This is a genomic window from Acidovorax sp. sif0632, assembly GCF_019218805.1.
Classification (GTDB): Bacteria; Pseudomonadota; Gammaproteobacteria; order Burkholderiales; family Burkholderiaceae_C; genus Acidovorax; species Acidovorax facilis.
The window spans coordinates 261,890-279,155 of the sequence record NZ_JAHUWW010000003.1 but is presented as its reverse complement, the minus strand read 5'-3'; the positions used below and the strand labels follow the sequence as shown (position 1 = coordinate 279,155).

Sequence of the window (17,266 nt, the reverse complement as noted above, 5' to 3'; positions counted from 1 at the left end):
CAGCTATGGAGAACACCCCATGCTGAATCTTGCCGAATACCGCCGGCGCCCCGCGCTGTTGTCCGACTGGCTGCCCTGGGCCGGGCTGGTCGCACCCGGTGTCGTTCTCAACAAGGACGGTGCGTTCCAGCGCACGGCGCGGTTTAGAGGGCCGGACCTGGACAGTGCGACGCAGGGCGAGCTGATCGCCACCTCGGCGCGCCTGAACAATGCGCTGCGGCGTCTGGGCTCGGGCTGGGCGCTGTTCGTGGAGGCCGAACGCCGGGAGGCGGGTGACTACCCGCGGTCTGTGTTTCCTGAACCGTTGTCCTGGCTGGTCGACGAAGAGCGGCGTTCTGCTTTTGAAGAGCACGCGAGCCACTTCGAGAGCCGCTACCACCTCACGCTGGTCTACCTGCCTCCCGAAGAGGGCAGGGCGCGCGCCGCCAAGCTGCTCTATGAGAACGGCAAGACCGAAGGCGTGGACTGGCGCGAGCGTCTGGAGGCCTTTGTGTCCGAATCGGTGCGCTTCCTGGACCTGCTGGACGGCGTGATGCCGGAGATCGGCTGGGTGGACGATGCGCAGACGCTGACCTACCTGCACGATTGCGTGTCTACGCGTCGGCATCCGGTGGCGGTGCCGGAGGTACCGATGCACTTGGATGCGCTGCTGGCGGATGAGCCGCTGGTGGGTGGACTGGCGCCGATGCTGGGAGGGATGCATCTGCGCACGCTGTCGGTGCGGGGGTTTCCGACGTCGACGTGGCCGGGTGTGCTGGACGCCCTGAACCGGCTGGGTTTCGCCTACCGCTGGTGCACGCGCTTTCTGTGCCTGGACAAAGCCGAAGCGGAGAAGGAACTGACCCGCTTGCGTCGCCAGTGGTTTGCCAAGCGCAAGAACATCGTGGCGCTGCTGCGCGAGACCATCTTCCAGCAGGAGAGCCCGCTGGTGGATTCGGATGCGTCCAACAAGGCAGCAGACGCAGATGCAGCGTTGCAGGCGCTGGGCAGCGACCAGGTGGCGTTTGGCTATGTCACCGCGACGGTGACGGTGCTCGATGCCGATGCAACTGCCGCCGATGAGAAGCTGCGTGCGGTGGAGCGGACCATCCAGGGCCGGGGCTTCGTGACCATTCCGGAGACTCTGAACGCGGTCGAAGCATGGCTGTCATCCATCCCTGGGAATGCCTATGCCAATGTGCGCCAACCCATCGTCTCGACCTTGAACCTGGCCCACATGATGCCGGTGTCGGCGGTATGGGCGGGGCAGGAGACGAACAAGCACCTCGACGGGCCGCCGCTGATCGTCACGCGCACGGACGGCGCCACGCCGTTTCGGCTGGTCACGCACATTGGCGACGTGGGCCACACCCTAGTGGTCGGACCCACTGGCATGGGCAAGTCGGTGCTGCTCGCCACCCTGGCGCTGCAATTCCGGCGTTACCCGAACTCGCGCATCCTGGTCTTTGACATGGGGCGCTCGATGTGGGCCACCGTCCTGGGACTCGGCGGTGAGCACTATGACCTGGGACTTGACGGCGAGATCGCTTTTCAGCCGCTGGCGCGCATCGACCAGGAGGGCTACCGCGCATGGGCCTCTGAGTGGGTCGAAGGCCGGTTGATACACGAAGGTGTGGTTGTGGGGCCCGGCGAGAAGGATGCGGTCTGGTCCGCCCTCAACAGCCTGGCCAGCGCGCCGGTGGAGCAGCGCACGCTCACGGGCCTGTCTGTGCTGCTGCAGTCGAATGCGCTGCGTCAGGCGCTGCAGCCCTATGTGCTGGGCGGTGCCCACGGCAAGCTGCTCGATGCGGACGTGGACCGGCTGGGGTCCTCGTCGGTCCAGTGTTTCGAGATGGAAGAGCTCATGCACAGCAAGGCAGCGACCTTGGCCGTGCTGTCCTATCTGTTCGCGCGTTTCGACGAGCGCTTTGATGGAGCACCGACCTTGTTGATCCTCGACGAGGCCTGGCTGTTCCTGGACGACCCGGTGTTTGCCACGCGCATTCGCCAGTGGCTCAAGACGCTGCGCAAGAAGAACGTGTCGGTCATCTTCGCGACCCAGTCGCTGGCGGATATCCAGGGTTCCAGCATTGCGCCCGCCATCGTGGAGAGCTGCGCGAGTCGCATCTTTCTACCCAACCCCCAGGCGACCGAGCCGCAGATCCGGGTGATCTACGAGGGCTTTGGTCTCAACGGGCGGCAGATCGACATCGTCGCGCAGGCCACGCCCAAGCGCGACTACTACTACCAGTCCCGGCTGGGCAACCGGGTGTTTGACCTGGGGCTGGGGCCCGTGGCGCTGGCGTTTGCAGGGGCTTCGTCTCAGGAGCACCAGCGGGACATCGACGAGGTGGCCTCGGCGACCCGCCAGGACTTCGCGGCCGCCTGGCTGCGCCATTGCGGGCTGGAATGGGCCGCGGAGCTCATTGCCTCGTTCCCACCGATCTCTACTCACTGAAGGAGGTATTCATGACTCTCAAGATGGTGTTTCAACCCCGACGTGTTGCACTTGCGGCCATTGCGGCGCTGTCCCTCGGCGCGGCGGTGCCTGCGCAGGCCCAGATGTTTGGGGGCCGCATTGTGTTCGATCCCTCGAACTTCTCCCAGAACATCCTGACCGCAGCGCGCACGCTGGAGCAGATCAACAATCAGATCCGGCAGCTGCAGAACGATGCGCTGAACCTAGCCAAGCTGGATTCCAGCGCGCTGGGCGAGTTGCGGGCTGCGCTGGCTGCCACCAACCAGTTGATCCGCCAGGCGCAGGGACTGGCCTTCAATGTGCAGCAGATGGATGGCGAATTCCGTCGGCTGTACCCCCAGGCCTACACCGCCTCGATCTCGGGCAACCAGATGGCGCTGGATGCGCGTCAGCGCTGGCAGAACTCGCTGGAGGCGCTGCGAACCGCCACCCAGGTGCAGTCGCAGGCTGTGCAGAACTTCGCGAGCGACGAGCGCACGCTCACGGACCTGGTCAACCGCAGCCAGTCGGCCGTGGGTGCGCTGCAGGCCATGCAGGCGACGAACCAGTTGCTGGCCCTGCAGTCGCGGCAGTCCATGCAGGCGCAACAGCTGCAGATCACCCAGGACCGGGCTGTGGCACTGGAGCAGGCACGCCAGGTGGCGGTGCAGGAGCGGGCGCGCGAGGTGCGCCGGCGGTTTCAGGGGGAGGGAACGCCGTACACGGCGGGCTCGGTCAGCTTCTACGGTCGATGAGGGGGGATGACTATGAAGTCCAAGTACCTTCTGATCATGTCCGTCGCGCTGCTGGTGGCTGGCTGCGACAAAACTCCTGCCATCGAGACTGTCGCGTCGCTAGTGGCCAACCCCGAGCGGCTCCGGGAACTGCGCGCCCAGTGCAAGGCAGACCACGCCAAGGTGGGTGATGCGCAGTGCAACGCGGTGGCCGAGGCCACGCGCCAGCGCTTCATGAGTGGCGGGACAGCACACATACCGGCTGCGCGCCCACCCGCATCGTCGCCCGCGAGCGCGGCGTCCAGCGACATCCCCACGGATTGAGCGCCATGAACGACGTGGCGGTCATCGACCGCTTCCTCGACGTGTTCTCGCGGTACATCGATTCGGGGTTTGGGCTTCTCGGTGGCGAGGTGCGGTTTCTGAGCGCCACTTTGATCGTGATCGACGTGACGCTCGCTGGGTTGTTCTGGGCCATGGGCCATGCCTCGGGGCAGGGCGACGATGTGATTGCGCGGCTGATCAAGAAGGTGCTCTATGTGGGAGCTTTTGCTTTCATCATCGGCAACTTCAACCGGCTGGCCGGGATCGTGTTCCAGTCGTTTGCGGGGCTGGGGCTGACCGCGTCGGGTTCCGGTATGACCCAGGCGCAGTTTCTGCGGCCGGGGCAACTGGCCAAGGTGGGAATCGATGCGGGCCGGCCGATCATGGCGCAGATCAGCGAGCTGACGGGGTTCCCTGAGGTGTTCGCGAACCTGGACGTGATCACCGTGCTGTTCTTGGCGTGGCTGGTCCTGATCGTGAGCTTCTTCGTGCTGGCGGTGCAGCTCTTCGTGACGCTGATCGAGTTCAAGCTGACCACGCTGGCGGGCTTCGTGCTCGTGCCGTTCGCGCTGTGGAACAAGACGGCCTTCCTAGCGGAGAAGGTGCTGGGCAACGTGATCTCCTCGGGCATCAAGGTGTTGGTGCTGGCCGTTATCGTGGGGATTGGCTCGGGGCTGTTTGCGGAGTTCAGGACACCGGCCGGAGCAGAGCCTTCCATCGACCATGCACTGGTGATCATGCTGGCGGCGCTGGCCATGCTGGGGCTGGGGGTCTTTGGGCCGGGGATTGCGACGGGGCTGGTCTCAGGGGCCCCGCAGCTGGGTGCCGGGGCTGCAGTGGGTACGGCCATTGGAGCCACCGGGCTGGCTGTCGCCGGCGGCGCCGCAGTGGCAGGCGCAGGCTCGGCCATGGCTGCAGGGGCACGCATGGCACCCGGCGCCACCAAGGCGGCCATTGGTGGAGGTGCCTCGGCTGCACGCTCTGCCAGTGCCCTGGCCAGCGGTGCGAAGTCGGGCTACCAGGCGGGCGTCGCGGCTTCGGGCGGCACTGGCGTCCGGGCTGCTGGCGCTGGCGTGAGGAGCGTCGCAAAGGCTGGAGCCTCTGCCATGGGTCAGCGCGTTGCCTCCAGTGCGAAGGCCGTCAAGGACAGCGTCGCAGGCTTTGTCCGCGAGGCTGCGGCACCCACTTCCACTGCGGCTGCTGACACCGCATTCAAGGCCAGTACGTCCCCACCCGCCACTGAACCCGCCTGGGCACAGCGCATGCGGCGCAGGCAGCAGGCCACGCACGCGGCTACCACAGCGGCGCATGCGCTGCGCTCGGGCGACCACGGGGGCAGTGGCTCCGGGCCGAGCCTTCGCGATGACTCGAACTCTTGAGGAGAACCTCCATGCGATTCAAACGACCCCGGGTGCGGTATTCGGAGACGCCCGAGCCCATCACCCCCTACCAGGCTGCAGGGCAGGTCTGGGACGAGCGTATCGGCAGTGCGCGCGTGCAGGCCAAGAACTGGCGGTTGATGGCCTTTGGTTCGCTGTCGCTGGCCTTGCTGATGGCGGGAGGACTGGTCTGGCGCTCGGCGCAGTCCATCGTGACGCCCTATGTGATCGAGGTGGACCAGGCGGGGCAGGTGCGGGCCGTGGGCGAGGCGGCCACACCGTACCAGCCAGCGGATGCGCAGATTGCGTTTCACCTGGCGCGGTTCATCAGTGGCGTGCGTTCGCTGTCCATCGATCCGATCGTGGTGCGGCAGAGCTGGCTGGAAGCCTATGACTACACCACGGACAAGGGAGCTGCGGTCTTGAACGACTACGCGCGCACCAATGATCCGTTTTCTCGCATCGGGCAGCAGTCGGTAGCGGTGCAGGTCAACAGCGTGGTGCGGGCCAGCGACACCTCGTTCCAAGTGCGCTGGACTGAGCGGCGCTATGTGAATGGCGAGGCGGCAGGACTGGACCGCTGGACGGCTGTGCTTTCCATCGTGCTGCAGACCCCCCGCACCGAAGAGCGGCTGCGCAAGAACCCCTTGGGCATCTACGTCAACGGACTGTCGTGGACCCGTGAACTCGAAACCTCCGAAGGAGTGAAGAAGCCATGAATGCACAAAGCCGTGTTTGCGTACTGCCGGCAGTTCTGCTGGCCATCCTGGCGACAGGCTGCGCGTCGCCCAGTAAGCCGCCAGAGATTTCGCTCGATGAGCCCAGACAGGAAAGGGCGGCGCAGCTGCTGCCGGAAGTGCCAAGGCCTGTCGAGGCGGTCGCCGTGCCGCAGCCGCTGGCATTGCCGGGGCAGTTGAAGCCCGTGGGGCGCGAGGCCGAAGGGAAGCTGGCTGCCGAGCCTGCTGACGAGAAGGCCAGGGTGTCCAAGGCCAACGAGGAGGCGCGCATCGCGCCGTCGCGCGAGGGCTATGTCAATGCAATCCAGGTCTGGCCCTATGCCGATGGAGCGCTGTACCAGGTCTACACGAGCCCTGGCCGTGTCACTGTGATCGTGCTGCAGGCTGGGGAAGAGTTGATGACGGTCTCTGCCGGGGATACGGTGCGCTGGATCGTGGGGGACACGACCAGCGGATCGGGGACGGACCTGCGGGTCAATGTTCTCGTCAAGCCCACACGGGTGGGCCTGAAGACCAATCTGGTGATCACCACCAACCGCCGGACCTACCTGCTGGAATTGTCTTCGACGCCGCAGGCCTGGATGGCTTCCGTGTCCTGGGAGTACCCGAAGGACCGGATGCTGGCGCTGCAGAAGCAGGGTCGGGACGCGCAGGCGGGTACCCCGGTGGAAACGGGGATGACGTTGGAGCAGATCCGGTTCCGGTATGCGGTGAGCGGGGATTCGCCGCCGTGGAGGCCGCTGCGGGCGTTTGACGATGGGGAGAAGGTCTACATCCAGTTCCCCGGGGGTATTGCGCAAGGGGAGTTGCCGCCCTTGTTCGTGATCGGGCCGCAGGGGGATGGGCAACTGGTGAACTACCGGTACCGGGCGCCGTACTACGTGGTGGACCGGTTGTTTGGGGCGGCCGAGCTGCGCCTGGGCGTAGACAAGGCCCAGGTAGTGCGGATCGAGCGCACAGATGGTGTGAGCTCGGCGCGGAGGAACTGACATGGGTACGACCGATATGCCGGAGGCCCCGTGCGCGGCGACGCCCAAGGCCGATCCGGAAGCCATGGCGCTGCGTGCCTCGCCGCGGTCGGTGACGCGGCTCAACCGGCGCACGCTGGTGGTGCTGGTAGGTGGGATCAGTGCTGCGGTGCTGGGGGCCACGTTGTGGTCCTTGAGCCCGAGTCGGCGCGACCGAGGTGCGGGGACCGAACTATTCAACGTGGACCGCATCGCGCGCACCGAGGATCTGGAGCGATTGCCCAAGGACTACACGGGGTTGGCCAAGCCAGCGCCGCCGGTTCTGGGGCCACCGCTCCCCGGGGATCTTGGGCCGGCCATCGTGAAGTCGCAGCAACCCATGGAGATGCGGGCGCCGGGCGTGGATTCGGATCAGGCCGAGGAGGCGGCGAAGTCGTCGGTGTTCTTCCGGAGCAGTGGGCATGGTGGAGGAGCGAAGCCAGCGGGGGCGGATGCTGCAGCGGGCAGCCCGGCGGTGGGCTCGGGGAACCAAGGGTTTGATCCGATGGAGGGAGCGTCACCGCAGGCGACATCGGCAGATCCGACCGCAGTGCAGAACCGGCAGGATGCGAAAGAGGCGTTTTTGGCAAAGGCAGGGGAGGGCGGCACGCGCAATCCAAGTAGCTTGCAGATGCCAGCTTCGCCTTACCAGGTGATGGCGGGGACGGTCATTCCGGCGGCGCTGGTGACGGGGATCAATTCGGATCTTCCGGGGCAGGTGATTGCCAATGTGACCGAGGCGGTCTATGACACGGCCACGGGCAAGCATCTGCTGATCCCGCAGGGTTCGAGGCTTATGGGGCGCTACGACAGCCAGGTGGCGTTCGGGCAGCGGCGGGTGCTGCTGGTGTGGACGCGGTTGATCCTGCCGGACACTTCGTCGGTGGCGCTGGACCGGCTGCCGGGGATCGATCCGGCCGGGTACGCAGGGCTGGAAGATGGGGTTGATTGGCACTGGGACCGGATCCTGGCCGGGGCGGCGCTGTCCACCTTGCTGGGCGTGGGGGCCGAATTGGCGGCGCCCGAAAGTCGAACGGATGGCAGCCGTGTCGTGATCGCGGCCCGGGAAGGAGTGCAGGATGCAGTGAACCAGGTGGGGCAGGAAATCACCAAGCGAAATATGAGTATTCAGCCGACGCTGACGATTCGGCCGGGATTCCCGATACGGGTGATGGTGAGCAAGGATTTGGTGATGCGGCCGTACCAGCCGCTGTTCTTCGACGGAAGCAGGAGAGGGGCACGATGAGCAGTACGAGGAAATTGCGGCTGGGACCGTTACCCAAGACTGAAATCGTCAAGCTGACCTTCACCTGCACGGCCAGTCTCAAGACGGAGTTGGAGCGGTATGCGGTACTCCATGGGCAGACCTATGGTGGGGCGGTGGATGCCATGGCATTGGTTCCGTACATGCTGGAGGCGTTCATGGCGCAGGATAGGGGGTTCAGGAGCGCGAGGAGGCAAGCTAACGAAAAGCGCTAAGTGCATGAGATTTCAATGAAAAATTTGCCGTGCTCGCTGCCGTTGAACCTCCGGCTGCCTATTTGCGAGGCGCTGCTGCGCACCTCGCGGGCGAGCTTCAAGCTGGGTGCGTTTACCGCCGGGAGGATCTCGCACGCCTGTGTACGGCGGTGGATTGGCATCTGCGCGACTTAGTGGCTACCGGAAAGCTGAAGAAGCTGGCCCCAGGCCTGTACCACGCACGCAACAGTCCAGCTTGGGTCAGTTACCACCGGCCGATGAGCAGACGGTGAGCGGCTTTATGCGCGACAAGGATTTCCTGGTGTTCTCTCCTTCCGCTTACAACGCCGTGGGTCTGGGGACGACCCAGCTTTACAGCCGCACGCTGACGTACAGCTACAAGCGCCACTGCGTCTTCAAGCGCCTGGGGGAGTGGGCGGGTGGTTGACTTCCTGTATGAACGAAGGGACTTCGATCGGTTGCTGGCAGTGGTTGCAGGAGAGCGTGGCATGGGTTCCATGCTTGTTGAGAAGGACTCACGTTGCGTGCGGAATCAACAGGTCGGCACGCTGCTGATTCTCTGCTGCCACCACTGACATCTCCACGCGAAGTCCGGTCGTGGCCAAGGCGGCCTGCACCGTGGTGCGCGCTGGCGTATCGGCTTGCTTGTCGGCCAGCCATGCCTCCCACACGGCGTTCATGCCTGCGAAGTCGGCGGCGATGTCGCGCAGGTAGATGGTGGCGGTGAGGATGCGGCTGCGGTCGCTGCCTGCCTCGGCCAGCAGGGCATCAACGCGGGCCAGTACCTCGGCCGTCTGCTCGGCAATGCCGGCGTCGGCGCTGGCGCTGCCCTTGGCGGTCTGGCCGCACAGGTAGACCAGGCCGGCGTGGCGCACGATCTTGCTGAGGCGGACGTTGCTGTGGGTGCGCTGGATGGTGGTGAAGTCGGTCATGTCGTGGGTTTCTGAGGATGGATCGGTCAAGGTTTGGGTGTGGTGGCGTCGGGTGCCTCGACCAGGGCGGCCAGCGAGCCCAAAGCGATGGGCTTCAGCGGCGCACGGATGCGATAGGCGCCCACCTCGGCGGGCGTGCGCTGCAGTGCCTGGGCCATCACCTGCGTGACAGTGATGCCGCACATACGCCCCTGGCAGGGGCCCATGCCGCAGCGGCTGTAGAACTTGGTCTGATTGGGGCCTTCGCAGCCCAGGCGCACCATGGCGCGCACCTGGCCGGCCGTCACCTCCTCACAGCGGCAGACGATGGTCTTATCCGCGCAGTCGATCAGCCATTCCGGCGGGCGGTACAGAGCGTCGAGGAAGGGGCGGATACGCGTCTGCCCCGCCAGCCGCGCACGCCACGGCGCGGCCAGTTGGTCGGCTCGTGCCGCGTCGATGCGGCCCAGCGCCAGGGCCGCGCCGATGGCAGCGATGGCGCCGCTGCATTCGGCCGCCAGAGCGCCGGCGATCGCCGCACCGTCCCCGGCCAGGCGCAGGCCTGCCAGGGAGGTTTGGCCCCAGGCGTCGACCTGCGAGTGCCAAGCCAGTTGCGCGTCGCTCCAGCTGTGCTCCACGCGCAGCAGGCGGCTGACCTGGGTGTTGGGGACCACGCCGTGGTGCAGCAGCACCACATCGGCAGGCAGCCGATGGGCCGAGTTTTTCGCAGTGAACGACACGGCCTCAACCTTGTCGCGCCCTTCCAGCTGAACCTCGGTTGCGTTGCCGTACATAGGCACGCCCGCACGGCGCAAGCGCCACAGCATGCGCAGGCCTTTGGCCAGCAGCGCGGGCGCGCCCAGGGCGCCGGCCAGGTGGGGCAAGGCGCGGCGGCGGTTGGCTGCAGGCGAGGTGTCCACGATGGCCGCGACCTGCGCGCCGGCCTGCAGCAACTGGCAGGCCACCAGCAGCAGCAGCGGGCCACAGCCCACCAGCACGACGCGGCCTTGGGGCACCTGGGCCGAGGTTTTCATCGCGATCTGCGCAGCACCGGCGTTGAGCACGCCCGGCAGCGTCCAGCCCGGCATGGGCGAGGGGCGCTCCATGGCACCGCTGGCCACCAGCAGTTGGGGCGCGCGAACCGCGAACGAACGGCCCCACTGCTGGGCCATCACCGCGAGGTCGTGTGCCACGTCCCACACCAGCGCACTGTGGTGCATCTCTGCACCGCAGGCGGCAAAGCGCTGCGCCAAGCTGGCACCATGCTGGTAGTCGCGGCCGAGCAAGCCGGCCACGGTGGGCGGTGCCACCGTCACGTTGCGATAGATTTGGCCGCCTGCGTGCGGCTGCTCGTCGAGCACCACGGTGGACAGGCCCAGGGCCTGGGCGGTGATGGCGGCGGACATACCTGCAGGCCCTGCGCCGATGATGGCCAGATCGTGCGTGTGCATCGGTTGGGGGGCCGTGCTCATGCTGCACCTCCCGCTGTATCCGAGACCGTGGCATTCACGCGGCGCGCCCCAGTGGGCAAGCGCACCTGCATGCCCTGGCGCACCTCGACCATGCATGACTGCACGTTCTGCGCGCCATCTACTTCCACCAGGCAGTCGAAGCACACGCCCATCAGGCATAGCGGCGCCCGTGGAGCGCTCGAAACGGCGGTGCGCCGAAACGGCACCACGCCCGCACCCAGCAGGGCCGTGGCCAGGGTCTGGCCGGCGCGGGCCGTCACGATGCGGCCCTCCACCTCGATGGACAGGGTGGCCGACTGCTCGGCCGCCGGCAAGGCATCAATGGGCTTGAACATGGTCGAAGCGCTCCGCTTTGAAACCCCGGATCTCCGCCGGTTCGGTGCCAGTGCGCATCCAGTCCACAAGGGGACCGGCATGGGCGGGGGCGAGCGTGATGCCGCTGTGGCAGGTGACGACGAAGGCGCCGGGGCACTGTGCCGATTCCTGGTAGATAGGGTAGCCATCCGGAGTCATCACGCGCAGCGCACCCCAGGTGCGCACGATGTTGGCGCTCGCCAGAATGGGAAAGCACCGCACTGCGCGCGCAGCGATGCGCGCCATCTCGGGAACGGTTGTGCCGTCATCCAAGCCCACCTCTTCCTTCGAATCGCCAATCTGCACCGTGCCTTCGCCCGTCTGGCGCACGAAGTGGCAGGGGTGGTGTAGGAATGGCTGCATGCGTTCCGTCACCAGCAACTGGCCGCGCACCGGGCGCACCGGCGCGTTCAGTCCTACCAGGGGCGCCAGTTCTCGGTTGGCCAGGCCGGCGGCCAGCACCACACGGCCGGCCGTCCAGCTGCGGTCGCCGGCATGAACGTGGAATTCGCCGCCGCGGTATTCGATGCGGTCGACCGTGACGCCCGCAATGCGCTGGCCGCCGCGCACCTGGTAGGCGTGCACCAGCGCACGCAGGGTGCGCAGCGGGCTCACGTGGCCGTCCAGCGGGCAGTAAATGGCGCCCACCACATCGGGGCCGATCCCTGGGGTGATCTGGCGCAGGCGGTCGGCGTCAAGGACCTCGTAAGGGTAGGTGATGCCCAGCTCCCGGCCCAGCGCATCGAGCTTGGCGCTTGATGCCTGCAGCGTCTTCTCGTCGAAGCTCATGCTCAGGCCACCGGGCTGCTGCAGTTCCACGTCCGTGCCGGTCAGCTCCTGCAGTTCGGTGGCCAGGGCCTGCCATGTGCGGGCCGACTGCATGGTCCATTGCGCGTAGGGTGTGCGGCCCAGGCCCTTGTTCTGGACCCATACCAGTCCGAAGTTGCCGCGCGAGGCACGCAGCGCGTCGTCTTCGCCGTCCAGCACGCAGACCCGGTCACCGGCGCGTGCCATGCCGTAGGCGATGGACATGCCCACCACGCCACCGCCCACCACCAGGGTGTCGATGTCGGGGAGAGCATTGCTGGAGGGGATGTTGTTCACTGCGGGTCTCCTGCTGGGGGATGGGGCTTCCCGGGGGTGGGCGCAGTTGCCCATGGTGCCCGCTCAGGGGCGTTGGGATATGTCATGGGATGGTCTTGAAATGAAGCAGGTGGGGAGAGCAATGGCGCCCGGCCCGGGAATCCCAGGCCGGCACGTGCTCGCTGTTGGCTGAGAGCGCTGGGTTGACTCGGCCTTGATACTGCGTTCGCGCACCACCTTGTCGAACTTTTCGGCTTCGTTGCGCACGAACTTCGCCACGTCGGCGGGAGCCATCTTCAGCTCGGGCTCGATGCCGATCTTTACCAGCTTGTCGCGGAAGTCCTGCGTGGCGATGATCTCGCGGATGGTGGTGTTCAGGCGGTTCACGATCTCAGGTGGCGTGCCAGCCGCTACCTGGATCGTTTCCCACGCCACCAGCTCGAAGCCGGACACACCCGATTCAGCGATGGTGGGCACGTCCGGCACGGCCGAGACGCGCTTGGCGCTGGTCACGGCGATCGCGCGCAGTTTGCCTTCCTTGACCAGGGTGACGGACGAGGCCACGGTCGGCATCATCATCGTCACCTGGCCGCCCATCACGTCCACCAGGCCCGGGCCCGTGCCCTTGTAGGGCACATGGATCATGTTGGTGCCGGTCATCGAAAGCAGCAGCTCCGATGCCAGGTGCCCCGCGCTGCCCGAGCCGTAGCTGGCGTAGGGCAGCTTGCCGGGCTGTGCCTTGGCCAGGGCCACCAGGTCCTTGACGGACTTCACTGGCACGTCGTTGGGCGTGACCATCCACAGTGGGATGATTCCCAGGAGCGCCACGGGCGTGAAATCCTTGTAGATGTCGTAGTTGAGCTTTTGCAGCGCCGGGTTGATGGCGAACGAGGACGACACCGACAGCAGGGTGTAGCCGTCGGCAGGCTGGCTGCGCACGAACTGCGTGGCGATGATGCTGTTGGCCCCGGCCTTGTTTTCCACGAAAACCTGCTGGCCGAGCTTGGCGCTCAGCGCAGTGGCCAGCATGCGGGCCGTGGCGTCCGACGACCCCCCTGGCGGAAAACCCACCACCAGCCGGATGGGCTTGCTGGGCCAGGCCTGGGCGTGCGCAGGGGCGGAGCCTGCAGCACTACCGATGGCGCACAGAGCCAGACCGGCCAAGGCCAGCCCACGGCGCAGGCGCGATGGGGCGGTCACGGTGCTGCACATCGGTGTGTGCGTGGAAGGCATATGGAGAGTCGTGGGCATGGAAGGCATCCTTTGTAGAGGCGTTGCGGCGGTATGGAGCGAATCGTATGCCCCGTTACTGCAAACAACAATTCGATATATCGCTTCACCTTATGCTCAAATGCTATGCATGAAGCCCACGCTGAATCTGCGCCAGGTCGAGTCGTTCTATTCCGTGATGCGCACCGGGACGGTAGTAGCGGCAGCTCGCCACATGAACGTGACGCAGCCGGTGGTGAGTCGCGCCATCAGCCTGCTTGAATCACGTATTGGCTATAAGCTGTTCGAACGGCGCGGGCGCAAGCTGGTGCCCACGCCAGAAGGCCAGGCCTTCTACCGTGAGGCCGAACCCATCTACGGCAGCCTGGACCGGCTGGCCCAGGTGGCGCAGGACATCCGATTCCAGCGCGCGGGGGAGCTGCGCATCGCCACGCTGCCTTCGCTGTCGCAATCGCTGCTCCCGCGCGCAACGGCGCGCTTTCTGTCAACGCGGCCCAATGTCTCGGTGTTCGTGCAGAGCCTGCCCTCGCGCCAGGTGGCCGACCTGGTAGCCACGCGCCAGTTCGACGTCGGCCTGATCGAGCTGCCCATGGCGCGCCCGTCCATCTCCATCGAGCCGCTGGACCCAGCTCGTTCGGTGGCCGTGATCCCGGCGGGCCACCGGCTCGCGGCAAAAAAGCAGATCTCGGTGAAGGACCTTGCGGGCGAGCGTATGGTGCTGCTGTCGCAGCACAGCTTCCTGCGCTACCAGATCGACGACGCCTTCTCCAAAGCCGATGTGGTGCCCCATGTGGTGATGGAAACCCCGCACTCGCTCATCGCCTGCGGCTTTGCAGCGGCGGGTGCCGGTATCACCCTGGTGTCGCACTGGGCAGCGGAGTCCTTTGCCGGGCCGAACGTGGTGGTGCGGCCCGTGCGAGAGGAGATGAGTTCGCGCTCGGCAGTGATTTTTCCCTTCCCAGGCGCGCGCATGCTGCTGGCCGAGGCTTTCGCCAAGGAGCTCAAAGAAGAGATCCGGCTGACCCGTAAGCGCTAACAGTTTGTGAGGGCTCTGGGGGACTGGACGTCGACCGAACGCTTCATCGCCCAATTTCGCGGAGCGGGTGTCGACGCGCCAGCTGGACGTGGGCGTCGTGGAGCTGCCACTGTTCCGCTCGGCAATCGCCATCGAGCCGCTCGACCCCGTCCAGTTCACAGCCGTGATGCCGGCCGATCACCGCCCGGCGGGCAAGGAGGTGGTGTCGCTGAAGGACCTGGATGGCGAGCGCATGGTGAGCTGGCACGCCAGAGCTTCGTCCGTCACCAGATCGACGACCTCCTGGCCAAGCTGGGTGTAGCGCCCAACGTCGTGCTGGAGACGCCCAGTTCCTCCATCGCCTGCGCGCTGGTGGCGGCAGGTGCGGGCATTCCGCTGGTCGGGCGGTCCACGGCTATGCCCTACGCGGGAAGCCTGATGGTGCGGCCGATCAAGGAACCGTTCGCCTCGGGCTATGCGCTGATCTTTCCCGACTCCGGACCGCGCATGCAACTGGCGGACGCCTTTGCTAAGGATCTGCGTGAAGAAATTCGAATTGCCGATCAGCCGTGACTTTCATCATTGAACGGCACTCACCTAGCCCCATTTTTACGATCCTTCATTGATCGAGTTCAGCAGAGATGCGTCGAAGTCATCTCTCCCGCGACAACGAGTAGCAGCAACACTCACTCCGGCAGAGGGCTGTCTCAACCTTGAAGTGCAGTTGACAAAAGCCTTAGTCAATCACCTCGGTTGTTCAATGTTTGCTAGGCAGCTTCATCCTGGTGAACAAGATCCGGCAACAGTGCGCCTCCGACTTTGCGCGGTCGGGCAAGTCATCGCAACCGATCTCAATTTCGCATGGATCAGGCTCTCCCAGTGCATTGTTCCTTGGTAGACCGCGTCATAGCATTGATCGCAGTGTGTTGATGCGCGCGGCCTGGAAACCGATCCAGCATGTGCATCGGCTGGTGGTCATGAGGCAGTCGGTTGCCGGCTTGGCTGCTGGGGATTGCAGAGCCTGAGCTTTGCCACCCCGCCTAGATTCAACTCGTTGGGAATGAAAAGCATGGTTCGAATTGGAATTGATGTGGGCGGCACATTCACGGACTTCGTGATGGCCGATATGGGCACTGGTGCCTTGTCGTATTTCAAGGTGCCGTCATCGCCCGCGGATCCATCGGTAGCCATTGCGCAGGGCACCCGTGAGATGCTGGAGCGGTTCTCGGTCTCGCCTTCTGAGGTCGACTACTTCGGCCATGGCACGACCGTGGCGACCAATATGGTGATCGAGCGGCGGGGCGTTCCTACTGGCCTCGTCACCACACGGGGATTTCGGGACGTGCTGGCCATTGGGCGCCAGACTCGACCTTCCCTGTATGACTACAGCGTGCAAAAGCCTGCGCCGCTGGTGCAGCGCCATCGCCGCCTGGAGTCTGACGAGCGCCTGGATGCCGAGGGCCAGGTGGTGCGGCCGTTGAACGAGGCAGCGCTGGAGCTGCTGGTGCACCAGTTGGTGGCCAGCGGGGTCGAATCGATCGCGGTGGCGTTTCTGCACGCCTACCGCAATCCGGCCCATGAGGAGCAGGCTCGCCGTGTGATCGAGCGCGTGGCTCCCGGCATGCACGTCAGCGTCTCGCACGAGGTACTGCCCGAGTTCCGCGAGTACGAGCGCACCTCGACCACCGTCCTCAATGCCTACGTGGCCCCGCGCATGCAGCATTATCTGGAGCGGCTGCGCACGCGGCTGATTGAGGTGGGGGTGACAGTCGAGCCGCTGACCTTCCACTCCAATGGTGGCTTGATGCCCATGGCCACCGTCGAACGCTTTCCCGTTCTGACCTGTCTTTCGGGGCCGGCGGCGGGGGTGGTGGGGTCCACAGTCATTGGCGCTACCGCAGGGCTGTCGGAGATCATCACCTTCGATGTTGGAGGCACCAGTACAGACGTGTCGCTCATCACAGGGGGGCGTCCTAGTTTTACCTCTGACCGCCTGGTAGCGGGCTATCCGGTGAAGATGCCGATGGTCGACATCCATGTGGTCGGGGCAGGTGGCGGCAGCATTGCCCGGCTTGACGACGTGGGCGCACTCAAGGTCGGTCCTGAAAGCGCAGGTGCGGTTCCAGGCCCGGTCGCATTCTGCAAGGGCGGTACCGAACCCACACTGACCGACGCCAACATCGTGCTTGGTCGACTGCACCCAACGACGCTGTTGGATGGGCGTATGACCGTAGACCGCAACAGAGCTGTGGCCGTGATCGAGGAGCGCATTGCGCGTCCGCTGGGGCTGTCGGTGGAGGAGGCGGCCCACGGGATCTTGCGCATCGCCACCGCCAACATGAGCCGGGCGATACGGGCGGTCTCCACAGAACACGGCCATGATCCTTCCGACTTCGTCCTGTTCGCGTTCGGTGGGGCTGGCCCTCTGCATGCGGCGGAAGTGGCGCAGGAGTGCGGCATTGCCAGCGTGCTGGTGCCGCACGAGCCAGGCACCCTGTGCGCGCGCGGCATCCTTCTGGCCGATATCAGCCGTGATTTCGTGCGCACCCAGCTCGCAACCCTGGACGATGGCAGCTGGCAGGCCGCCGGCCAAGCCATGAAGGACATGCTGATTGAAGGCGAGGCCTGGCTGGCCGAGGAGCGTGTGCCAGAAGCCGAGCGGCGTTTCCATATGCACATCGACGCCCGATATCGGGGCCAAACGCACGACATCCGGGTCGTGGTGAGTGGCGTGCAGGCGCAGGACCAAGCCCGATTTGTCCATGCGTTCCACCACGCCCACAAAGCCCAGCATGGACACGATAACCCGGGTCTCGCGATCGAGATCGTGACCTGCCGCGTGCAAGCCGTGGGACTGGTTGGCAAGGACAGTGTGCGCATGCAGCCGGCACCGGTCGGCGAGTTGCAGTGGAGCGAGCGCCCCATCTATTTCGGCCCGGGGCATGGCTGGATCGATACGCGGGTGTATCGCCGAGATTCCTTGCCTATAGGCATGGACCTCTCCGGACCGGTGGTGATCGAGGAGATGAGCTCCACCACGGTGGTCCTGCCGGGCCAGCAAGCCGCCATCGACCGTTTCGGCAATATCCGTATCCAAGGCTGAG

The 17,266-nt window shown here is 65.6% G+C and carries 17 protein-coding genes and 1 pseudogene; 13 read left to right on the top strand and 5 right to left on the bottom strand.

Features of this window, described 5'->3' with window-relative positions; all coding sequences use genetic code 11:
- Nucleotides 1-19 precede the first annotated feature (19 nt).
- The 9 genes from trbE (at nt 20) to KW832_RS25675 (ending at nt 8,524) form a co-directional block, all read left to right on the top strand.
- The gene (gene trbE / locus KW832_RS11210; RefSeq protein WP_218299949.1) at nt 20-2,437 is read left to right on the top strand and encodes a conjugal transfer protein TrbE; all 2,418 of its coding nucleotides are present in this window, start codon (nt 20-22) and stop codon (nt 2,435-2,437) included.
- 23 nt (nt 2,438-2,460) lie between these two features.
- The gene (gene trbJ, locus KW832_RS11205; protein WP_218300381.1) at nt 2,461-3,192 is read left to right on the top strand and encodes a P-type conjugative transfer protein TrbJ; all 732 of its coding nucleotides are present in this window, start codon (nt 2,461-2,463) and stop codon (nt 3,190-3,192) included.
- Nucleotides 3,193-3,204: 12 nt separating this feature from the next.
- Nucleotides 3,205-3,495: an EexN family lipoprotein gene (locus KW832_RS11200; RefSeq protein ID WP_218299948.1), complete on the top strand. Its 291-nt coding sequence runs from the start codon at nt 3,205-3,207 to the stop codon at nt 3,493-3,495.
- Between the two features lie 5 nt (nt 3,496-3,500).
- Nucleotides 3,501-4,874 (top strand): P-type conjugative transfer protein TrbL, encoded by a 1,374-nt coding sequence (trbL, locus tag KW832_RS11195; protein ID WP_218299947.1) that lies wholly within the window; start codon nt 3,501-3,503, stop codon nt 4,872-4,874.
- Nucleotides 4,875-4,885: 11 nt separating this feature from the next.
- A complete protein-coding gene (gene trbF / locus KW832_RS11190; protein WP_218299946.1) occupies nt 4,886-5,593 on the top strand; it encodes a conjugal transfer protein TrbF in 708 nt (235 codons plus the stop codon).
- Nucleotides 5,590-6,600: a P-type conjugative transfer protein TrbG gene (gene trbG, locus KW832_RS11185; protein ID WP_218299945.1), complete on the top strand. Its 1,011-nt coding sequence runs from the start codon at nt 5,590-5,592 to the stop codon at nt 6,598-6,600. Before trbF ends, trbG begins: the two co-directional genes overlap by 4 nt.
- 1 nt (nt 6,601) lies before the next feature.
- On the top strand, nt 6,602-7,864 hold the full coding sequence (locus KW832_RS11180) for a TrbI/VirB10 family protein (protein ID WP_218299944.1): 1,263 nt from the start codon (nt 6,602-6,604) through the stop codon (nt 7,862-7,864).
- On the top strand, nt 7,861-8,097 hold the full coding sequence (locus KW832_RS11175) for a DUF2274 domain-containing protein (RefSeq protein WP_218299943.1): 237 nt from the start codon (nt 7,861-7,863) through the stop codon (nt 8,095-8,097). Before KW832_RS11180 ends, KW832_RS11175 begins: the two co-directional genes overlap by 4 nt.
- 235 nt (nt 8,098-8,332) lie before the next feature.
- Nucleotides 8,333-8,524 carry a hypothetical protein gene (locus KW832_RS25675; RefSeq protein ID WP_255577673.1) on the top strand — a complete coding sequence of 64 codons (192 nt, stop codon included), beginning with the start codon at nt 8,333-8,335 and terminating at the stop codon, nt 8,522-8,524.
- Nucleotides 8,525-8,612: 88 nt separating this feature from the next.
- On the opposite strand, the gene KW832_RS11165 is transcribed toward KW832_RS25675, so the two are convergent.
- The 5 genes from KW832_RS11165 to KW832_RS11145 all read right to left on the bottom strand — a co-directional run bounded on the left by KW832_RS11165 (nt 8,613) and on the right by KW832_RS11145 (nt 13,168).
- Nucleotides 8,613-9,029: a RidA family protein gene (locus KW832_RS11165; protein ID WP_218300380.1), complete on the bottom strand. Its 417-nt coding sequence runs from the start codon at nt 9,027-9,029 to the stop codon at nt 8,613-8,615.
- Nucleotides 9,030-9,055: 26 nt separating this feature from the next.
- Nucleotides 9,056-10,480 carry an NAD(P)/FAD-dependent oxidoreductase gene (locus KW832_RS11160; RefSeq protein WP_255577672.1) on the bottom strand — a complete coding sequence of 475 codons (1,425 nt, stop codon included), beginning with the start codon at nt 10,478-10,480 and terminating at the stop codon, nt 9,056-9,058.
- On the bottom strand, nt 10,477-10,815 hold the full coding sequence (locus tag KW832_RS11155; RefSeq protein ID WP_218299942.1) for a (2Fe-2S)-binding protein: 339 nt from the start codon (nt 10,813-10,815) through the stop codon (nt 10,477-10,479). Before KW832_RS11155 ends, KW832_RS11160 begins: the two co-directional genes overlap by 4 nt.
- Nucleotides 10,799-11,938 (bottom strand): NAD(P)/FAD-dependent oxidoreductase, encoded by a 1,140-nt coding sequence (locus KW832_RS11150; protein WP_370628680.1) that lies wholly within the window; start codon nt 11,936-11,938, stop codon nt 10,799-10,801. The genes KW832_RS11155 and KW832_RS11150 overlap by 17 nt, the downstream gene beginning before the upstream one ends.
- Before the next feature lie 63 nt (nt 11,939-12,001).
- Nucleotides 12,002-13,168: a tripartite tricarboxylate transporter substrate binding protein gene (locus KW832_RS11145; RefSeq protein WP_255577671.1), complete on the bottom strand. Its 1,167-nt coding sequence runs from the start codon at nt 13,166-13,168 to the stop codon at nt 12,002-12,004.
- A 109-nt stretch (nt 13,169-13,277) separates the two neighbouring features.
- Here KW832_RS11145 and KW832_RS11140 point away from each other — a divergent pair, with 109 nt between their 5' ends.
- The 4 genes and pseudogenes from KW832_RS11140 to KW832_RS11130 all read left to right on the top strand — a co-directional run bounded on the left by KW832_RS11140 (nt 13,278) and on the right by KW832_RS11130 (nt 17,265).
- Nucleotides 13,278-14,183 carry a LysR family transcriptional regulator gene (locus KW832_RS11140; RefSeq protein WP_238990641.1) on the top strand — a complete coding sequence of 302 codons (906 nt, stop codon included), beginning with the start codon at nt 13,278-13,280 and terminating at the stop codon, nt 14,181-14,183.
- A gap of 55 nt (nt 14,184-14,238) precedes the next feature.
- Nucleotides 14,239-14,484, top strand: a pseudogene (locus KW832_RS25670) (LysR substrate-binding domain-containing protein); the annotation flags it as partial.
- Nucleotides 14,424-14,735 carry a LysR substrate-binding domain-containing protein gene (locus KW832_RS25665; RefSeq protein ID WP_370628703.1) on the top strand — a complete coding sequence of 104 codons (312 nt, stop codon included), beginning with the start codon at nt 14,424-14,426 and terminating at the stop codon, nt 14,733-14,735. The pseudogene KW832_RS25670 and the gene KW832_RS25665, both read left to right, overlap by 61 nt.
- A 496-nt stretch (nt 14,736-15,231) precedes the next feature.
- Nucleotides 15,232-17,265: a hydantoinase/oxoprolinase family protein gene (locus KW832_RS11130; RefSeq protein ID WP_218299938.1), complete on the top strand. Its 2,034-nt coding sequence runs from the start codon at nt 15,232-15,234 to the stop codon at nt 17,263-17,265.
- Nucleotide 17,266: the final 1 nt, after the last annotated feature.